The 18,744-nt window shown below is 65.7% G+C and carries 20 protein-coding genes; 14 read left to right on the top strand and 6 right to left on the bottom strand.

Annotation, left to right across the window (positions count from 1 at the left end; translation table 11 throughout):
* From BG61_RS22275 to BG61_RS22260, 4 genes are all read left to right on the top strand, one after another.
* Positions 1–837 carry a hypothetical protein gene (locus BG61_RS22275; protein WP_035928640.1) on the top strand — a complete coding sequence of 279 codons (837 nt, stop codon included), beginning with the start codon at positions 1–3 and terminating at the stop codon, positions 835–837.
* A gap of 79 nt (positions 838–916) precedes the next feature.
* Positions 917–2,083: a WD40/YVTN/BNR-like repeat-containing protein gene (locus BG61_RS22270; RefSeq protein ID WP_035928638.1), complete on the top strand. Its 1,167-nt coding sequence runs from the start codon at positions 917–919 to the stop codon at positions 2,081–2,083.
* A gap of 48 nt (positions 2,084–2,131) precedes the next feature.
* Positions 2,132–2,380: a hypothetical protein gene (locus tag BG61_RS22265; RefSeq protein ID WP_129572088.1), complete on the top strand. Its 249-nt coding sequence runs from the start codon at positions 2,132–2,134 to the stop codon at positions 2,378–2,380.
* Between the two features lie 68 nt (positions 2,381–2,448).
* On the top strand, positions 2,449–2,958 hold the full coding sequence (locus BG61_RS22260) for a DUF1697 domain-containing protein (protein ID WP_035928632.1): 510 nt from the start codon (positions 2,449–2,451) through the stop codon (positions 2,956–2,958).
* A 31-nt stretch (positions 2,959–2,989) separates the two neighbouring features.
* On the opposite strand, the gene BG61_RS22255 is transcribed toward BG61_RS22260, so the two are convergent.
* Positions 2,990–3,805 (bottom strand): transporter substrate-binding domain-containing protein, encoded by an 816-nt coding sequence (locus BG61_RS22255; RefSeq protein ID WP_370818054.1) that lies wholly within the window; start codon positions 3,803–3,805, stop codon positions 2,990–2,992.
* A gap of 225 nt (positions 3,806–4,030) precedes the next feature.
* Here BG61_RS22255 and BG61_RS22250 point away from each other — a divergent pair, with 225 nt between their 5' ends.
* Positions 4,031–4,690, top strand: a complete 660-nt coding sequence (locus BG61_RS22250) for a glutathione S-transferase family protein (RefSeq protein WP_035928628.1) — start codon at positions 4,031–4,033, stop codon at positions 4,688–4,690.
* Positions 4,691–4,719: 29 nt separating this feature from the next.
* Here BG61_RS22250 and BG61_RS22245 read toward each other — a convergent pair whose 3' ends face one another.
* Both BG61_RS22245 and BG61_RS22240 read right to left on the bottom strand, forming a co-directional pair.
* Complete coding sequence (locus tag BG61_RS22245; protein WP_035928625.1) at positions 4,720–6,150, bottom strand: aminotransferase-like domain-containing protein; 1,431 nt, start codon at positions 6,148–6,150, stop codon at positions 4,720–4,722.
* A gap of 83 nt (positions 6,151–6,233) precedes the next feature.
* Positions 6,234–6,422, bottom strand: a complete 189-nt coding sequence (locus BG61_RS22240; RefSeq protein WP_035928622.1) for a DUF2970 domain-containing protein — start codon at positions 6,420–6,422, stop codon at positions 6,234–6,236.
* 254 nt (positions 6,423–6,676) lie between these two features.
* Here BG61_RS22240 and BG61_RS22235 point away from each other — a divergent pair, with 254 nt between their 5' ends.
* Together BG61_RS22235 and BG61_RS22230 are read left to right on the top strand one after the other, a co-directional pair.
* Positions 6,677–8,464: a nitrite/sulfite reductase gene (locus tag BG61_RS22235; protein ID WP_035928619.1), complete on the top strand. Its 1,788-nt coding sequence runs from the start codon at positions 6,677–6,679 to the stop codon at positions 8,462–8,464.
* Positions 8,461–8,841: a DUF934 domain-containing protein gene (locus tag BG61_RS22230; protein WP_035928616.1), complete on the top strand. Its 381-nt coding sequence runs from the start codon at positions 8,461–8,463 to the stop codon at positions 8,839–8,841. Before BG61_RS22235 ends, BG61_RS22230 begins: the two co-directional genes overlap by 4 nt.
* Positions 8,842–8,950: 109 nt before the next feature.
* Here BG61_RS22230 and BG61_RS22225 read toward each other — a convergent pair whose 3' ends face one another.
* On the bottom strand, positions 8,951–9,181 hold the full coding sequence (locus BG61_RS22225; protein ID WP_035928612.1) for a hypothetical protein: 231 nt from the start codon (positions 9,179–9,181) through the stop codon (positions 8,951–8,953).
* 382 nt (positions 9,182–9,563) lie between these two features.
* Here BG61_RS22225 and BG61_RS22220 point away from each other — a divergent pair, with 382 nt between their 5' ends.
* Both BG61_RS22220 and BG61_RS22215 read left to right on the top strand, forming a co-directional pair.
* Entirely contained in the window at positions 9,564–10,280 is a 717-nt protein-coding gene (locus BG61_RS22220) for an SDR family NAD(P)-dependent oxidoreductase (protein WP_035928610.1), read from the top strand.
* A gap of 148 nt (positions 10,281–10,428) precedes the next feature.
* Complete coding sequence (locus tag BG61_RS22215) at positions 10,429–10,974, top strand: histidine phosphatase family protein (RefSeq protein ID WP_129572087.1); 546 nt, start codon at positions 10,429–10,431, stop codon at positions 10,972–10,974.
* Positions 10,975–10,987: 13 nt separating this feature from the next.
* Here the strand turns inward: BG61_RS22215 and BG61_RS22210 are convergent, their stop codons facing one another.
* On the bottom strand, positions 10,988–11,200 hold the full coding sequence (locus BG61_RS22210; RefSeq protein ID WP_035928607.1) for a hypothetical protein: 213 nt from the start codon (positions 11,198–11,200) through the stop codon (positions 10,988–10,990).
* 106 nt (positions 11,201–11,306) lie between these two features.
* Between BG61_RS22210 and BG61_RS42085 the strand changes: the two genes are divergently transcribed.
* The 4 genes from BG61_RS42085 (at position 11,307) to BG61_RS39345 (ending at position 17,250) form a co-directional block, all read left to right on the top strand.
* Positions 11,307–11,648 carry a hypothetical protein gene (locus BG61_RS42085; RefSeq protein WP_129572086.1) on the top strand — a complete coding sequence of 114 codons (342 nt, stop codon included), beginning with the start codon at positions 11,307–11,309 and terminating at the stop codon, positions 11,646–11,648.
* Between the two features lie 77 nt (positions 11,649–11,725).
* The gene (locus tag BG61_RS22205) at positions 11,726–12,181 is read left to right on the top strand and encodes a response regulator (RefSeq protein ID WP_035928604.1); all 456 of its coding nucleotides are present in this window, start codon (positions 11,726–11,728) and stop codon (positions 12,179–12,181) included.
* Positions 12,182–12,399: 218 nt separating this feature from the next.
* Positions 12,400–13,014, top strand: coding sequence for a dioxygenase family protein (locus BG61_RS22200; RefSeq protein ID WP_035928601.1), 615 nt, complete (start codon positions 12,400–12,402; stop codon positions 13,012–13,014).
* 192 nt (positions 13,015–13,206) lie between these two features.
* Complete coding sequence (locus BG61_RS39345) at positions 13,207–17,250, top strand: response regulator (protein ID WP_051672709.1); 4,044 nt, start codon at positions 13,207–13,209, stop codon at positions 17,248–17,250.
* Between the two features lie 28 nt (positions 17,251–17,278).
* Here BG61_RS39345 and BG61_RS22190 read toward each other — a convergent pair whose 3' ends face one another.
* Positions 17,279–17,968, bottom strand: a complete 690-nt coding sequence (locus tag BG61_RS22190) for a TetR/AcrR family transcriptional regulator (RefSeq protein ID WP_035928599.1) — start codon at positions 17,966–17,968, stop codon at positions 17,279–17,281.
* Between the two features lie 180 nt (positions 17,969–18,148).
* On the opposite strand from BG61_RS22190, the gene BG61_RS22185 reads away from it, so the two are divergent.
* A complete protein-coding gene (locus tag BG61_RS22185; RefSeq protein WP_035928892.1) occupies positions 18,149–18,679 on the top strand; it encodes a DUF6622 family protein in 531 nt (176 codons plus the stop codon).
* Positions 18,680–18,744 lie beyond the last annotated feature (65 nt).

Below are 18,744 nucleotides of genomic sequence, written 5' to 3'. Positions count from 1 at the left end.
ATGGCCGAAAACGATAGTCCCAAGGTTGTAGGCATGGCGCGCTCGTACATGACGCCGGTGGGCTACACCCAACGCCCGGCGGTGAAGAAGTCCGTCTGCGACCGCAACGTCCCGCCTGCGGCGGACTCGATCATCGGGCGCTGCGAGTACTACTACCGGCCCTTGCACTGCGCGTACGCCGAGAAGGTCGAGAAGTTGCCCTCGATCAACGAAGTGGTGGCCTGGGCTCAGCAGAGCTTCGACCCGTGGGCGGAGAACGACGTGAGCGTGCGCCTGCTCGGCAAGCGCGATCAGTTGATCCCGCCGGAGTGTACCGATTCGGACTGGTCGCGCCACAGCAATTTCATGATGCGGCACATTGGGTGCAGCCACAAGCCACCGTCGTACTACCTCAGCTATGGCTACTACTATTGCTCGAATTATGGGGCGAAACTTAGACCATGGTTGAGCAACGAGGGAAAGGCGTGGCTTGCCATGGCTAGAAAAAAGCTGCAGGAAAATATGGAAGATGGCCTGAAGCAAAACATGCGAGGCGACATTATCTTGATGACCAGCCAGAGGCCGGGAAACGGAAGCTTCACGATGACGGATGTCAAGAAATACCAGCTTGAGCTTAATGACAGCGCTTTTCTGACCTTCGCGTTCAATACCCACCCGCTTGCCTATCTCGATGCTGGGCTAGCGGACCTTCCATTCAGCGATCTCGCGAAGATTGCGGGACAGCCGAGCATTCAGGAATGGGGGGATCGCCGTACATGGGGTCAGGCAATGGACAGTGGACTGGTAGTGGGAAAGAACTGGGTGAATCAGGCACTCAGCCGTCTGATGGCTAAGTGACATGCGCAGACCGAAGCGTTGGAAGCTATTTGTTGGCGGCTTTGCGTTAGTGGCTGCTGTAACGTACGGATATCAGAAAATGACAACCCCTGATTGGGAAGTGGTGACTGAAACCTTCGCGAAGAGCGAAAGGCCTTATGGCGGGGGAGCATTTCGAATTCGCGATAACGAAGTGTTGAGCCTTAAACTTGCCGGCCCGGATACACGATTTAAACCAATGGCCGAGTGGAAAGATCCGGATGTGGCGGAACACACAGAATCATGGATGAACAGTTCCGCCGAACGCCTGAACCGATCAACGGTTAGCTTTCAGCGCGGCACGTGGGACAGCGGTCTGACACGCTCTTTCCAGCAGCCGGGACAAAGCGCCGCGTGGTGGTATTCAAAGGACTGGGCCACCCAATACGTCAGCACGGGCTGGATGGACTACAAGATTCCGGTGCCGAAGAACGGACTGTCGCCGCAGATCACGAAGCTCTGGCGCTCACAGGACGGCGGAAGGAAGTGGACGCAGCTTGCGTGGCCAGAGGACCAGAATATCGACCGGCTGCTGTTCCTCGATGCGTCGCGCGGTTATGCGATCGGCTGGGGGCCTCATGTCTGGCGCACCGCCGATGGCGGGCACTCGTGGCGCGAAGTGCCGCTGCCGCCGGTGGCAGCCGACCCCCGCGACCCGCGCAAGACCTTCAGCGCCGTGGACCTTGGCCCGGACGGCGTGCTGCGTGTCGCCTACTACGTGGCGATGCTGGGTGACGTCCGGAACGCCAGCGTCGTCTACCGGCTGCTCTGGGACACGGCGCAGTTCGAGAAGGACCTCGTGCTCCCTGAACAGACGGTCGTCGCTCTGGGTTCAACCGATGAACCTGCCGGCCATACCTATTCGCTGTACGCGCTTTCGCGATCAGGGCCGCCGCGTAACTATGACGATCCCAACGACAAGGGCCGTCGCATCGGAGCCATCTCGACCTGGGCGAGCTACCAGAAGCCGACCGTCAGGCAGATGCACACCTTTGACGAACGCTTCACGCTCGGTGGTTTGAGCGTCGGCAAGCAGGGTGTGCTGCTCGTCTTTGCAACCGACGCGGCGCGCGACGGTGCGCCTCACGACATGACGTTCTTCAGCCGGGATTTCGGCAAGTCATGGAAAGAACTCGATGACGGTATCGGGCAGGGCGGGTGGTTCGATTCACAAACCAACACTCAATACGCACTGTATGCGTACACGCTCAAGAAACGTTCATTCTGAACTGGCCCGGTTGCAGGCCGCAGTTGCTGCCTTACAGCCAGCAACCGCGTGGCGGCCAATAGCGCCCCCTGTTTCGAAGTTGCGCTCGTCTGGCCGGTGCCGCGTGAGGTTCCCATCGGCAACACCCCTTATGCCGTGTACGACCGCGAACGGCACGAACTGTACCGGGGCAGGACCGACGCACAAGGCATCGCCCACATCTGCGTGGCGCAGCTTCCGACGGACGCCACGCTGCAGACCGACCCGGACGGACCCGGCTCGGATGACCCCATCCGCATCTTTCCGGACTGCCTGTGAGTCGAAGGACGGATAGAGTACGGTTTTCGAACCACGGCACCGCCAGCCGCAAACAACGGAGAACACCGATGACGGTTTTCATTGCGCTCTTGCGCGCGGTCAACGTGGGCGGCACTGGCAAGCTGCCGATGAAGGACCTGGCCGCCCTCTGCGCCGATCTCGGTTTCGAAAACGTTCGCACGTACATCCAGAGCGGCAACGTGGTCTTGTCGAGCCGGCACGCCGAGCGTTCCGTGCAACGCAAGCTGGAGGAGGCGCTGGCCGCGAAGGCCGGCAAACCCGTCGACGTGATGGTGCGCAGCGCCGCCGAAATGCGCGCGGTGCTCGACCACAATCCGTTTCCCGATGCGCCGCCCGCCCGGGTCGCGGTCGTGTTTCTCGCGCACGATGCGCCGAAGCGCCTCGGCGACGATCTCGTCATCCCCGGGGGTGAGGAAGTGCGCGCCGCGAAGCGCGAACTCTATATCCACTATCCCGACGGTATGGGCAAGTCGCGGCTCAGGCTGCCCGCAGCACTCGTCGGCACGGCGCGCAACATCAACACGGTCGGCAAGCTTGCCGAAATGGCCGCGGCGTAGCGCCCGAACACGACGAACGACGCCGTGAGGCTCAGTCGAGCGTCTGCGCGACCTGCTGCGGCAGCGGCACGTGCAGCCACTTCTGCACGATCGCGTTCAGTTCGCCGTTCTTTTTCGCATCGGTGAGAACAACATTCACCTTCGCAAGCAGCTTCGGCTCGTTCTTGTTCAGCCCGACGCGGCACGACGACTCCTGGATCACGTACTTGATCACCGGCCGGTTCGGCGCGTTGGCGGGCATCATCGACGCGAGCTTGGTCGCGACGAAATCCCCCGTGCCGATGAGCGGCACCTGCCCCGACACATACGCCGCGATCATGCCGTTGTTGTCGTCGTAGCGCTTGACGGTGGCGGTCGCCGGCACGCTCTTGGTGAGCAGCAGGTCCTGGAACGTGCCGCGCGCGACGCCCACGGTCTTGCCCGCGAGGTCGGCAGGGCCGTCCACCTTCACGTTTGCCGGACCGAACACGCTGTTGTTGTAGGGCGAGTAGGGCTGCGAGAAATCGATGACCTTGTCGCGCTCGGCGTCCTTGCCGAGTGTCGAGATCACGAGATCGACCTTCTTCGTCTGCAGGTACGGAATACGGTTTGCGCTCGTGACGGGCACGAGTTCGAGCCTGGCGCCGAGTTTCTTCGCGAGCAGCGCGGCGACGTCGATGTCGAGTCCTTCCACCTGCATGTTCGTGCCGACCGAGCCGAACGGCGCGAAATCCTGCGGCACGGCAACGCGCAGCACGCCGCGCTTTGCGATGTCATCCAGCGTGTCGGCGCGCACGGGCGCCGTGTGCACGAACGCGACGATCGCGAGCGTACAGGCCATCAGGCAGAGCTTTACGGTGTTCATCATCGGCATGGGTCGGGTAAGGCGGGTCCGGTGGTATGGTCGGGAATGCGCCCAGCGAGGCGGAATGGCGAATATCTCACACGAAAAAAAACGCAGCGTGAACCTCGCAAGACACAGGCGGCCCGATATCGAGAAAGCGTTTCGAAAGAAAAGGCCGGCCGATGTCGATTTTGCCCGGCTTCGTTCGTCGTCGGCCTGAAGCACTCATTTTCCACACGAGGTACGCCAATGAAGCCGACGCTCTACGCCCATCCCTTTTCCTCATACTCCCAGAAGGTGCTGGTCGCGCTGTACGAGAACCGGATACCGTTCGAATGGCGCCTGCTGTCCCCCGACGCCCCCGACCTCCTGGCGGAATTCGCATCGCTGTGGCCGCTCAGGCGCTTCCCCGTGCTCGTGGACAACGGGCGGACCGTCACCGAGGCGAGCATCATCATCGAGTATCTCGGCCTGCACCATCCGGGTCCCGTGCCGCTCCTGCCCGCCGATCCCCGCGCCGCGCTGGAGGTGCGCAGCATGGACCGCTTCTTCGACAACTACATCTCGACGCCGCAGCAGAAGATCGTGTTCGACAGCCTGCGCCCGGAGGCGCAACGCGATCCGCGCGGTGTCGCCGACGCACGCGAGATGCTCGACACCGCCTACGGCTGGCTCGACAGGGTCATGGCGGATCGGGAATGGGCGGCCGGCGACCGCTTCAGCCTGGCCGACTGCGGCGCGGCGCCGTTTCTCTTCTACGCGGACTGGACGCATCGCATCGGCGCTGCGTTTTCTCATGTGATCGCGTACCGGCAACGGCTGCTGGCGCGTCCGTCGTTTGCCCGCGCCGTCGACGAAGCGCGCCCGTATCGGCCGCTCTTTCCGCTCGGCGCGCCCGAACGTGACTGATCGCGCTTGATCGCGCGGAGCGTGACCAGTCAGCGGTCCGCGCCGCGCACGGACGGATGATCGAGCAGTTCGCCGAGCGTGCGGATCGCGTGCTCCACTTTCTGCGACCACGGATGGCCGAAATTCAGGCGCACGCAGTTCGTGAAGGCATGCGATGCCGAGAAGATCGGGCCTGGGGCAAGACTCACGCCCCGTTCGATCGCGAGACGGTGCAGTTGCATCGCGTCGATTGCCTCGGGCAATTCGAGCCAGACGAAATAGCCGCCCGCCGGATGCGTCACGCGCACGCCGCGCGGCAGCAAGCGCGCGATCGCGGCCTCCATCTCCCGCAACTGCGCCTGTAGCGACGCGCGCAGCTTGCGCAGGTGCTTGTCGTAGCCGCCGTACTGGAGATAATCCGCGATGCCCGCCTGCGCCGGGATGCTGGCCGATAGCGTGGTCATCAGCTTGAGTCGCTGGACCTTGTCCGTGAAGCGTCCCGCACAGGCCCATCCGATGCGGTAACCCGGCGCGAGCGTCTTCGAAAACGAACTGCAGTGCATCACGAGGCCGTGCTTGTCGAATGCCAGCGCGGGCAGCGGATATTCGGGCTGAAAGTGAAGTTCGCCGTACACGTCGTCTTCGATCAGCGGCACGTCGTGTTTCGCGAGCAGTTCGACGAGCGCCTTTTTTTTCTCTATCGACAGCGTCGCGCCGGTCGGATTCTGGAAGTTCGTCATGAACCAGCAGGCGCGGACGGGATGGGTTTGCAGGGCCGCGGCGAGCGCGTCGAGATCGAGGCCGCTCGCCGGATCGACGGGAATCTCGACCGCGCGCAGGTCGAGGCGCTCAATGGCCTGAAGCGCCGCGTAGAAGCCCGGCGATTCCACCGCCACCACGTCGCCCGGCCGCGTCACCGCCATCAGGCACAGGTTCAGCGCCTCGAGCGCGCCGTTGGTGACGACGATTTCCTCCATCGGCTGCGACAGGCCCATCCCGACATAGCGCAACGAGATCTGGCGGCGCAACTGCTCATTGCCGGGCGGCAGGTCGGCCACCGTGCTCCATGGGCTCACAAGCCGCGATGCCCGCGCGAGCGACCTGGCAAGGCGCGGCAGCGGGAAAAGCTGCGGGGAAGGAAAGGCGGAGCCGAGCGGCACGATGCCGGGGTGCTTCGCCGCGTCGAGCACGGAGAAGACCAGATCGCTGATATCGACGCTGCCCGACTGCGCGGGCGGCGTCGCGGGGGGCGCCTTTTCGGCCGGCACTTTCGCGCCGCGCGCCACGTAGTAGCCGGAGCGCTCGCGCGCGCGAACGAGGCCCCATTCCTCGAGCAGGTAGTACGCACGAAACGCGGTCGACTGGCTCACGCCGTGTTGAGCGATGATCTGCCGCAGCGACGGCATGCGGGAGCCGGCCGCGATGCTGCCCGAGCGGATCTCTCTCGCCATCGCGTTGGCGAGCGCTTCGTATCTGTTCATCGGGTGGCGCGGCAGGGCTCTCGCCGCTCGATATTTCACTGCGCGCTATTGTCCGCCATTCGCGCGCGGATTGCACTGCCCTGTCAGTGCGCGACGCTCGCCGCAATCCGCGCCAGCGAAAACAGCAGGGCGCCGAAGCCCCCGGCGAGCGCTACCGCGACCACGGGCAGAAGCGGCAGTTTCACCGTCGCCATGTCGGCCTGGTGCGAGGCGCGCTTGCGCACGCCGAAGAAACTCCACGCCACGATGCGTAGCAGCTTGAGAAAGTTCACGATGCGCTCCTCGATGCCGGGCGGGACGCCCCGCGCTCACGCGTTCATGATGCGCGCGCCGCGCCGCCGGGAACAGAAGCAGTTGGCACCAATAGGGAGGCAGCAGTCCGGCGGACGAATCGCCACGTGATCTGCTGCTGCCGAAGCAGCGGCATCTGCTTCTTTACCGCCGCGCGTGCCGCACCTATCGTTGGGCAGCCCCCGCCATGAGCGGTACAGCCGCAACAGGCGGTCAACGAAGTCGCGCCATCACCATGTACCAATACACTGAGTTCGACAAGTCTTTCGTGCGCAGCCGTGCTGCGCAATTCCGCGGCCAGCTCGAGCGCTGGCAGGACGGCCGGCTGAGCGAGGACGAATTCCGCCCGCTTCGCCTGCAAAACGGCTGGTACGTGCAGCGGCACGCGCCGATGCTTCGCGTCGCCGTACCGTACGGCGAGCTGTCGAGCGCGCAGCTGCGCGTGCTCGCCCGCATTGCGCGCGAGTACGACGAGCCGGAAGCGGAGGTGTACCGGCTGGCCTCGGAGGCGCAGCGCAAGCTCGGTACGCTGCGCCTGCCGACGCACTACGCCCACTTCACCACGCGCACGAACGTCCAGTTCAACTGGATTCCGCTCGCGAAAGCGGCGGACGTGATGGACCTGCTCGCGAGCGTCGACATGCACGGCATCCAGACGAGCGGCAACTGCATCCGCAATATTTCCTGCGACGAACGCGCCGGCGTCGCGCCCGACGAGATCGCCGATCCGCGTCCCTTTGCGGAAATCATGCGCCAGTGGACGACGCTGCATCCGGAGTTCGCGTTCCTGCCGCGCAAGTTCAAGATCGCGATCACGGGCGCCACGGAAGATCGCGCGGCGACGGGCTGGCACGACGTCGGGCTGCATCTGCTGAAAAACGATGCGGGGGAGCTGGGATTCCGGGTGGCCGTCGGCGGGGGCATGGGGCGCACGCCGGTGATCGCAACGGTGTTGCGCGAGTTCCTGCCGTGGGACCAGATCATGAACTACATCGAGGCGATCGTGCGCGTGTACAACCGCTATGGCCGGCGGGACAACAAGTACAAGGCGCGCATCAAGATCCTCGTGAAGGCCGAAGGCCAGCGCTATATCGACGACGTCGAAGAGGAATTCCGCCAGATCGTCGAACTCGACGGCGGTCCGCACACCATCGCGCAGGCCGAGCTCGATCGCGTGAGCGCGTCGTTCGTGCCGCCGCAACTGAAGCGCCGCGATGCGCCTGACAGCGCCGCGATCGCCGGCATGCTGAATGCGCGGGCAGCGGAGCATCCGCTCTTTGGCCGCTGGCTCGCGCGCAATGTCGCGCCTCACCGGGACCCGGCGCTGCGCATCGTGACGCTCTCGTTCAAGCGCCTGCTGCAATCGCCGGGCGATGCGTCGGGGGACCAGCTGGACCTCGTCGCCGGACTTGCCGAGCGCTTTTCGGCGGGCGAGGCGCGCGTCACGCACACGCAGAACCTCGTGTTGCCGTGGGTGCATGCAGACGATCTGTTCGCACTCTGGGAGGCCGCCCGCGACGTGGGGCTCGCGAGCGCGAACGTGCATCTTCTCACCGACATGATCGCGTGCCCCGGCGGCGATTTCTGCGCCCTTGCCAACGCGCGCTCGCTTCCTGTCGCGCAGGCGATCACCGAGCGCTATCAGGACCTGGACGAACTCGACGACCTCGGCGAGATCGATTTGCACATCAGCGGCTGCATCAACTCGTGCGGCCATCATCACAGCGGGCACATCGGCATTCTGGGCGTCGACAAGGACGGCGAGGAGTGGTATCAGGTCACGCTCGGCGGCTCGGACGGATCGTCGGCGAGCGGCGCCGCGCAGCCGGGCAGGGTGATCGGACCGTCGTTCTCGGCGGAGCAGGTGCCGGACGTGATCGAGGCGATCCTCTCGACCTATCGCGACATGCGTGAAAGCGCGGGCAGGCGCGAAGCCTTCATCGACACGCTGCGCCGCGTCGGGCCCGAGCCCTTCAAGGCGGCCGCCAACGGTGTGCGCGCAAGCGTGGAGGCGGCGGCATGACGAACGCAGCCCGCATGAAGATCCTGACGCCGCTGGACCACGCGGAAAGCGGCGCTCTCAACGTGGTGCAGCTTGCCAACGACGACGACCCGTTCACGCTGAAGGACGGAATCGCCGGCATCGACCGGATCGAGCTCCACTTTCCGCATTTCACCGATGGCCGTGCCTACAGCCAGGCCTATTTGCTGCGTCGCAGGCTGGGTTTCAGGGGCGATCTGCGCGCGACCGGTGACGTGCTCATCGACCAGCTCGTGCAGATGGAGCGCACCGGTTTCTCGAGCGCCGTGCTCAAGGAAGGCGTGGACCCCGCGGATGCAGCGCGTGAATTCGAGCGATTCCCGGCTTTCTATCAGACGGACCTGTCGGGCGCCGTCTGAGCGGTGCTGTCTACATGAAGGAGCGGCACGCGCGGTGCCGCTCCGCATTCCTCGGGCGATTGGCGCTTGCCAATTGCCGCTTGCCGGGCAATGCGGCGATCAGATGGCTTCAGACCGCGTCGATCTGCCGACGCCTCCCATTGACGTGCTTCGCCGGCACGCGGGTTCCCGCACCCCCATCCGGATCATCGTGGTCCTCTTCTCCGAGCGTCGCGAAGCGGCCGTGCGGCTGCGATCGCTTCATGATCGCCTGCGGTATGGTCCAGACGAGCGCGAGCGTCCCGGCAGAACCGGTGATGATCAGCACGATCGCATAGATGATCAATGACGAGATGTCCATGTGCAATTCCTTTCTAGCCAGCCAAGCGGGGGCGGCTGCCCTTCAAACATGTTGCATTTGACCGGCATCCATACCTTCAGTTTGCTGACGCGCGCGTCTTGCCGCAACGGCGGCCATGCGCCGAAATCTGCCAACTTCACCCTGTTTTCAGCCCCTTGGGGAGCGCGCAGCCGCAGGCCCCGTGCCGTGGCGGCGCTCGCGGCGGTGTGTGGCCGGATGCGGCCGGCAGACGCGAAACTTGCAGGGAACAAAGGTCTCGTCGAAAGCGTTCTATAAGCAAGCGACAGAGTACTGCCATCTCGCGGCCACAATCAGCTTGGCAGCGCAGCTTTGCCGCGGAACCGGCATCGGTTCGCTCAACTGTTTGCGTCGGAGAACAAGCATGACCAGTGGAAAGAAAACGGCCATCGTCACGGGGATCTCGAGTGGCATAGGCTTCGCGATCGCGCAGGCGTATCTCGCGCGCGGCCTGAACGTCGTGGGCTGTGCGCGCACGCCCGAGCGTCTCAGGGCCGCCCAGAAGCTCGGCGGTCCGGGCCGGTTCGCGTTCCTGGCCGGTGACATCTCGAAGCCCGTGACCGCGAGGGCGCTGTTCCGGCATGCGATCGACTGCTTCGGAGCGGTCGATATCCTGATCAACAATGCCGAACTCTTCATTGCGAAGCCGATCGTCGACTATTCGGGTGAAGAGCTCGAAAGCATGGTCGATGCGGACCTGCGCGGATTCTTCTATCCGTCCCAGCAGGCCGCGAGGCACATGTCCGCGCGGGGACGAGGCCATATCGTGAACGTCACGGCAAGTCTCGCCGCGCAAGCCAGCGCCCGCGCACCGGCTGCGCTCGCCTCGCTGATGATAGGCGGCATCGACCACGCCACGCGCTCGCTCGCCCTGGAGCTTGCGCCGCATCACGTGAACGTGAACGCAGTGGTGCCGCGCGGCTACGACACGCCGGACGCCGGATCGCTTCATCGTGCGGCGAGCGAGGGCACGCGCGAAACGATCCGGGAAATCGTCGACGCCGTGCTGGACCTCACCGATACGGATTCGATGACGGGCAAGGTGATTCCCGTTGGCGGCTTGCTCGCGGACGCCGCCTGAGACTGCATCGGCGGGGGGATTCGTCTGAATAGAAGGCTGGCCCATATCGCCGGCATCCTCCAGTAAGCTGATTGTCACCGGATGCGTGTCTTCGATCCGCTTGCAGCAGGGTCGCAGCGCATCCAGACCGGACGATGGGGAGAAAGCCATGAAGCGATGGATGTTCCTGTTGCTCTTCGTGTGCGGCGTCGCGCGCGCGGATGTCGACCCGCTCGACGTGCTGCGCGAGCCGGGAGCGGTGGGCGTGATGCGCCATGCGCGTGCGCCCGGCACCGGCGATCCGCCCGGGTTCAGGCCGGGCGATTGCCCGACCCAGCGCAATCTCGATGCGGCGGGGCGCGAAGAAGCGCGCGCGTTCGGCGACATGCTGAGGGCGCGCGGCATCCGGGCCGAGGTGTTCAGCAGCGAGTGGTGCCGCACGCGCGATACGGCGGCGCTTCTCGGGCTGGGCCCGGTCACGCCTCTGCCGGCGCTCAATTCCTTTTTCGACGACCGCTCGCAGTCGGCGGCGCAGACCGCGGCGGTGCGCCGCTTCATTGCCGGCTGGCGAGGTCCGACCTTGATCCTCGTCACGCATCAGGTGAACATCACGGCGCTGACCGGCATGCATCCCGGCGACGGCGAGATGATCGTATTGCGGCGCAGCCCCGACGGCCTGGTCGTAGCCGGACGCATCTCGCCGCCGAAACGATGAAGACTCGAACCGACTACTGTCCGAAGAAGATATCGCAGTTGGGCGACGCGCTGCACGCTCCCTGACGATGTCCCGCGACCGTGCGCACGGTGCCCGTGCCGCCATACGCGGACTGGTCGGCCGATGTGGACGACGATCCGGCAAGCGAAGCGTCCTGCGCGCATCCCGACAGAAGCAGCACGAATGCGGTGGCGGTGCAGGCCGCGAGAATTTGCCTCGGTTTCATTTCACTCTCCTGAGTCATGCCGCCTTGCCGATAGCGAGATACGGACGCGGCAGCAAAGATGAGGACCGCTTTAAATGAACGAACGTACTGCTAGTTCGCCCGTTGCATGATCACCGCAGAACATGCCTCGCCACGTTCTGTCCAGCCGGCCCTCACGATTACCGGCCTACAAAATGCGCTATTGCTGTTCTTTTATAGTTCGACTGATAAAAAACGCAAACGCGAAATCATCGCGTGGCCGACGATCGATGCCGCTTTTCACCGGCTTGGCCCGAATACTGCCTTATGTGCCACTCGTGTCGAGAACCGTCTGGCGGGGAAGGCCCGCGCATCATGGCGTGAACCTGACTGGACACTGTCAGCGGCGACCCGACGCGCGCGAAGCGCGCCCGCGACTGGTGCCTTCATGCGCCACCATGGCGCGGACATGTTCGCGGCCGTGGCATGACGCGGTTCCTCCTGGTGGACCTCGGGATGGCTTTGACACCATCCGGGTAACGTATCGATGATCGGTCGAGGGGTGATGTGAACAATCGGGCAAAGGATCCGGGTCTGGCGCAATACGCGCTGTGGAACGCGAAGAAGCGCAAGGGCGCGCCGCAATCGAAGCGCGTGTTCCTCGCCTATGCGGACAAGGCGCTCGGCGAGTCGCTCGTGTCCCTTTTCGAGCTCAAGGGCTTTCCGGCGCAATACGCACTCGACGTCGCGTCGCTGCATCATGGTCTGCGCACGTGGAATCCGCAGGTGATCTTCCTCGACACGCGCATCGCGGGCTGCGGCAACTACGCGCTCGTGCGCAGCCTGCGCGAGTCCGACGATGGCGAGCGCCGCCTCATCATCGCGATGAGCGGCTTTCTTCCCGAAGAGCCCGTGCATCTGCTGAAGGAAGCCGGCTACGACGGACATTGCCGGCGGCCATGCCGGGTGTGGCAAATGACGGACCTGCTCGACGAGATTTTCGCGCGCGGCTCGCTTCGCTGACATCGCCATTCGACTTGGCGAGGCTCGCATACCGCTCGAAGAACATCGGCTTCCCGAGACCTCGGATGTGCCGCGCCGGATTCGCGATTTCGGCATACCATCACAGGCACAGGCACAGGCGCAGGCTTCGTGGGCACGGCAGCGCGGCTTCGCGCGCGCAGGCCGGCCACGCGAGCGGCGCGCCTTGACGATCGGTCGGCAAGCCGGGAGCATCCACGATGCGCACAGATCACCCAAGCGAAGCGCGGCGCAATTTTCTTCGGAAGTCGGGCGCGGTGCCCTCCACGTTGCTGCTGCTCGCACTCGCAACGGCCGACAGGGTCCGCGCCGACACGCTCCCGCCCACGCCCGCGTGCCCCGGCGATCACGGCCCGACGCCCCGGCAGACCGCCGGCCCGTTTTTCCTGCCGCGCTCGCCGGAGCGCGCGTCGCTCATCGAACAGGGAATCCATGGCACGAAGATCGTGCTGACCGGCCGCGTGCTGTCGACGCGCTGCACCGCCGTGCCCGGCGCGCTCCTCGATTTCTGGCAGGCCGATGACACCGGCGAATACGACGTCGACGGATTCCGTCTGCGCGGCCGCCAGTTCGCCGACAGCGCGGGACGCTACCGCCTCGAAACCGTCGTTCCCGGCGCGTATCCGGGCCGCACGCGGCACTTTCATGTGACGGTTCGGGCGAGCGGCGGCCCGCTCCTCACCACGCAGCTGTACTTCCCCGGCGAGGCGCGCAACGCGCGCGATTTCCTGTTCAACCGCCGCCTCCTGATGACCGTCGACGAGCGCGGCGGCATCAAGGCCGCGCACTTCGACTTCGTGCTTGCGCTCGCCTAGCGCATCACGCGCTTGCGGCCCACACGGGCCGGCCGCTGCCGGTTCGCCGCGTCCCGGCGCGCCTGTCTTTCATGCTGTGTTAGGATTTTGAGCGATCCGGCTCAGGCGACGGCGCAAGGCCGCGCGCCGGTTCTTGCCTCGCGGTTCACGTCGATAGCGGTGCCCACCGGAGATCCATCAAAAGAGTCTCACATGACGACCGAACCGCCCACGTCCGCCAACCTGGTCGATGTCCGTGGCGCTGCGCTCACGGCGGGCGATTCGCGCGAACGGCATCGGCAGGTGCTCGCGCGCATCACGCTCGATTCGATGGTCCAGTTCGTCGGCCTGCTGGACGCGCACGGCACGGTGCTCGAAATCAATCGCGTCGCGCTCGACGCCGTGGGCATCACGCTTTCCGAAGTCGAGGGCAAACCGTTCTGGACCACGTTCTGGTGGCAGGTCTCCGAGGAGATCCGCGCGACGCTGAGAGCGGCGATCGAGCGCGCCGCCCGGGGCGAGTTCGTGCGCTGGGATACCGAAATCTACGGGCGCGCCGGCGGCAGCGAAACGATCGTCATCGACGCGTCGCTCTGCCCGGTCAGGGACGAGCACGGCAACGTCGTGTACATCACGGCTGAAGGCCGCGACATCACCGAGAAGAAGGCGCAGGAGCGCGAGATTGCCCGCCAGCGCGAGGAACTGGCACGACTCGACGTGCTGAAGACGCAGTTCTTCGCCAACGTCAGCCACGAGTTCCGCACGCCCCTCACGCTCATGCTCGGTCCGCTCGAGGACGCGCTGGCCGACGTCGTCGAACCGCTCGGCGCACGCCAGCGCGAGCGCATCGCCATGATCCAGCGCAACGGCCTGCGTCTGCACAAGCTCGTCAATGCGCTGCTCGATTTCTCCCGCGTGGAGGCGGGCAGGATACGGGCGGTCTACCAGCCGACCGATCTCGCCGCACTCACGCGCGATCTCGCCAGCAGCTTCCGCTCGGCATGCGAGAAGGCGGGCCTCGCGCTCACGATCGACACGCCGCCCCTGCCGGAGCGGGTCTTCGTCGATCACGAGATGTGGGAGAAGATCGTCCTCAATCTGGTCTCGAACGCATTCAAGTTCACGCTCGAGGGCAGGGTCGGCGTCGCGCTGTCGGCGGAGGGCGGGCATGCGGTGCTGCGCGTCGCCGATACGGGCTCCGGCATTCCCGCGCCCGAAGTGCCGCGGATTTTCGAGCGCTTTCATCGCGTCGAGGGCGCGCGCGGACGCACGCACGAAGGCACGGGCATCGGGCTCGCGCTCGTCAGGGAGCTGATCGCGCTGCACGGAGGCACCGTGTCGGTCGAGAGCGTGATGGACAAAGGCACGACATTCGTCGTCCGGGTGCCGTTCGGCCACACGCATCTGCCGTACGGACGCACCGAGGCCGGCAGCACGCAGGTATCGACCGCGACGCGCGCCGACGCCTTCGTGAGCGAGGCGCTGCGCTGGCTGCCGGACGGCGTCGCGGCGGGCGGCCCGGATGCCGGGAGGGAGATGCCGCCCGCGCCTGCGAACGCGCGCGTGACGGATCGCCCGCGCGTGCTGCTCGCCGACGACAACGCGGACATGCGCGAATACCTGATGCGCCTGCTCGAGCCCGGGTACGAGGTCTCCGCAGCAGCCGACGGCGATGTGGCGCTCGCCGATGCGCGGCGCGTGCATCCCGATCTGATCCTCACCGATGTCATGATGCCCGGGCTCGACGGCTTCGGTCTGCTGCGCAAGCTGCGCGCCGATCCTTCGCTGCGCGACGTGCCGGTGGTGGTCCTGTCGGCGCGTGCGGGCGAGGACGCGAAGGTCGAAGGGCTGGAGATGGGTGCCGACGACTATCTCGTCAAGCCGTTCAGCGCGCGTGAATTGCTGGCGCGGGTCGCGGCCAATATCGAAATCTCGCGCTCGCGCTCGAAGACCGCTCTCGTGCTGCACGAAGAGGCGCAGATTCTGGAACTGCTCAACAAGGTCGGCACTGCGGTGGCCGCCGAGCTCGATCTCGACCGGGCCGTGCAGGTCGTCACCGACGCCGCGACGGAGCTGACCGGCGCCGCGTTCGGCTCGTTCTTCTACAACGTGCTCGACGAAGACGGCGAAAGCTACATGCTCTACACGCTGTCGGGCGTGCCGAGAGACGCGTTCTCGCGCTTCCCCATGCCGAGGAACACGGCTGTCTTCGCGCCGACGTTCAACGGCGAGGGCATCGTGCGTTCGGACGACATTCTCAAGGACCCGCGATACGGCCGCAACGAGCCGCACCACGGCATGCCGAAAGGGCACCTGCCCGTGCGCAGCTATCTGGCGGCGCCTGTCGTGTCGCGCTCGGGCGAGGTGCTGGGCGGGCTTTTCTTCGGGCATCCCGAGCCGGGCATCTTCACCGACCGGGCAGAGCGCCTGCTGGTCGGGATTGCCGCGCAGGCCGCCATCGCGATCGACAATGCGCGGCTCTATCAGGCCGCGCAAAAGGAGATCGCCGAGCGCACGCAGACCGAAGCCGCGCTGCGCGAAAGCGAGGAACTGCATGCGCGGCTCAACCAGTCGCTGGAACGCATGGTCGCCGAGCGCACCGCGAGCCTCGCAACCGCCAACCGGAAGCTGCTCGCGGAAGCCGAGGAGCGCGAGAAGATGGAGCATGCGCTGCGCCAGTCCCAGAAGATGGAGGCGGTCGGCAAGCTGACGGGCGGCATCGCGCACGACTTCAACAACCTCTTGCAGGTCGTTGCGGGAAATCTTCAGCTGCTGATGAGGGACGTCGGCGGCAACGAGCGCGCCGGGCAGCACCTGCGCAATGCGCTCGCAGGCGTGGCGCGCGGATCGAAGCTTGCGTCGCAGTTGCTGTCGTTCGGACGCCGCCAGCCGCTCGCGCCGAAAATCGTCAATCTCGGCCGTTTCGTGCGCGGCATGGACGACATGCTGCGCCGGGCGCTCGGCGAGGGGATCGAGGTCGAAACGGTCACCTCCGCCGGGCTGTGGAATACGCTCGTCGATACGTCGCAGGTCGAGAATGCGATCCTGAATCTCGCGATCAACGCGCGCGATGCGATGAACGGCCACGGCAAACTGACGATCGAGGCCGGCAACGCCGCGCTGACCGACGACTACGCCGCCGGGCACGTCGGCGCCGAGCCGGGCCAGTACGTGATGCTGGCCGTCACCGATACCGGCGCGGGCATCGCGCCCGAGATCCTGGAGCACGTCTTCGAGCCGTTCTTCACGACCAAGCCGGAGGGGCAGGGAACGGGCCTCGGCCTCAGCATGGTCTACGGCTTCGTCAAGCAATCGAACGGGCACATCAGGATCTACAGCGAGCCGGGGCTCGGCACGACCGTGCGCATTTATCTGCCGCGCGCGCATCAGGCCGAGGACCTTGCGACGGAAACCGACGCGGGGCCGGTCATCGGCGGCACGGAGACGATCCTCGTCGTGGAGGACGACGAGGACGTGCGCAACACGGTCGTCGAACTGCTCTCCGATCTGGGCTACGGAATTCTCAAGGCGAAGGATGCGCAAAGCGCGCTTGCGATCGTCGAAAGCGGCGCGCCGATCGATCTGCTCTTTACCGACGTCGTCATGCCGGGGCCGCTCGCAAGCCCTGAACTCGCCAGAAAGACCCGCGAGCGGCTGCCCGACGTCGCCGTGCTCTTCACCTCGGGATACACCGACAACGCGATCGTCCACGCGGGCCGGCTCGACCCGGGCATCGAGCTGCTGAGCAAGCCCTACACGCGCGAGGCGCTGGCGCGCAAGATCCGTCACGTGATGAAAAGCCGTTCGCAAGCCGATGCCGCGAAGCGAAGCGAAGCGGCTGTCGAACGCGCGACGGCGGACCCCGATGCGCCGAAGCATCCGATGACGATCCTGCTGGTCGAGGACGAAAGCCTGATCCGGCTCGCCACCGCCGAGTTGCTCGGGGAGCTTGGGCACACGGTCGTGCAGGCCGCGAACGGACACGACGCGCTCGCGCTGCTGCGCACGTCCGCGGTCGACGTGCTGATGGCCGATCTGGGCTTGCCGGACATGCACGGCCACCACCTCGCGGTAGAGGCGCGGCAACGCCTGCCGAGGCTGCCCGTGATCTTCGCGACCGGCAACGCCGACCCGTTCGACAAGGGCGCGGACCGCATCACCCACGCCATCACGCTGCGCAAGCCGTACGACCTCGCGTCGCTCACCGACGCGCTGGAAACGGCGCGCAAATCGATCCCGCAGCCGCCCGGCGCCTGATCCGACAGAGCTCCCGCGATACCGGCTGCTACAGATCCTCGATCACCGCATCGACGAGCGCGCGCGCGTCCGCGAACGTGCCGGTCGATGCGGCGAGCGAACTGAGCCGGTTGTCGATCAGGAGCGACGCCAGGCCGTGAACGTAGCTCCATGCGGAAGTCATCGCGATTGCCTGCGACGCGCTCAGCGCACCGAACCCCCCCTTGCGGCCCTGCGCTTCGCCTGGTTCGCGCGATTGCGTTTCGAAGACGCCGGCCAGTCCGCTCGCCGACAGACGCCGCGCGGCGATGAGCGAAGGGCGGTCCTGATCGAGCAATTCGTTGCGCGACATCAGGCGAAAGAGGTCGGGGTTCGTCGCCGCGAAATCGACATAGCCGTGCGCAATCGCCTTCTGGCGCGGCGCGCCCGGCGCGGCTCGCGCGGCATGTTCCGCCATCGCCGCGGTGAGCCGGCGGTGGCCGCTTGCAGCAAGTTCGCTCAAGACGCCGGCCGTATCGCCGAAATGATGCTGCGGCGCCGTGTGGGAGACGCCCGCCTCGCGGGCGATCGCCCGCAAGGTGAGGCCCCGCAAGCCGTCATGCCGCAGGACGGTTTCGGCCGCCGCCAGAAGCGCGTCGGGCAGCGAACCGTGGTGATAGGGATGGCTCTTCGCCGTGCCGGGCGGGGCGGAGGCGGCCGCCGGCCGGGCTCGTTTGCGCGCCGGACGCTGGTTCTCCATAGGAATCGGGGCCTCGTTTCAATTAATTTTTACAATGGAAAGATATCTTGACGCAGATCCCGTGTGAAGTCAAAATCTTTCCATCGTAAAGATACACGAACCGAAAGCAGCCAGGCCTCGATGCACCTGCTTTCCAAACCTTCATCCACTGCGGCGACCGTCCGCATCAAGGAGAACGTCATGTCCGTCAATGAAATCGTGAGTGGTACGCCGGTCTGGGTGTGGGCGCTGCTGGCCTTCCTCGTGTCGCGTGGCCTGAAGGCGCTCAACGGCGGCACGGCGCCGCTCGCCAAGCTGGCGATCGTGCCTGCCGTGTTCGCCGCCTGGGGCATCGTCCACCTGTCTCACGAGCCTGCGGCCGGCTGGGGCGCCGCGTGCGCGTGGATCGCGGGCGCGGCGGGCGGACTTGCCATCGGCGTGGCGCTGGCGCGCTCGAGCGCAATGACGATCGATCGCGAGCAAAGGACCGTCACGCTGCCCGGATCGGCCGCCCCGCTCATCCTGATCCTGCTGACGTTCGCATCGAAGTTCTGGCTCGGCGTCGAACTCGCGACCGCGACCGCGACCGCGACCAGCGCCGATGCCGTTTCGACGTATGTACTGCTGGATGGTCTCGTGTCGGGGATCGTCGCGGGGATTTTCGCGGGCCGCTTCCTGACGTACTGGCTGGCCTTCCGGCCGGTGCCAGCGGCAGCGATCGGCCAGCAGTGAGGGCAGGGAACGCCGGCGGCGGATGCAACTCGGCGCATCCGCGCCGCGGCGACAAGAGTCTGGAT

It is taken from the genome of Caballeronia glathei, assembly GCF_000698595.1.
In the GTDB taxonomy this organism is placed as follows: domain Bacteria; phylum Pseudomonadota; class Gammaproteobacteria; order Burkholderiales; family Burkholderiaceae; genus Caballeronia; species Caballeronia glathei.
The sequence above is the reverse complement of the archived record's forward strand: the minus strand, read 5'-3'. Positions and strand labels throughout refer to the sequence as shown.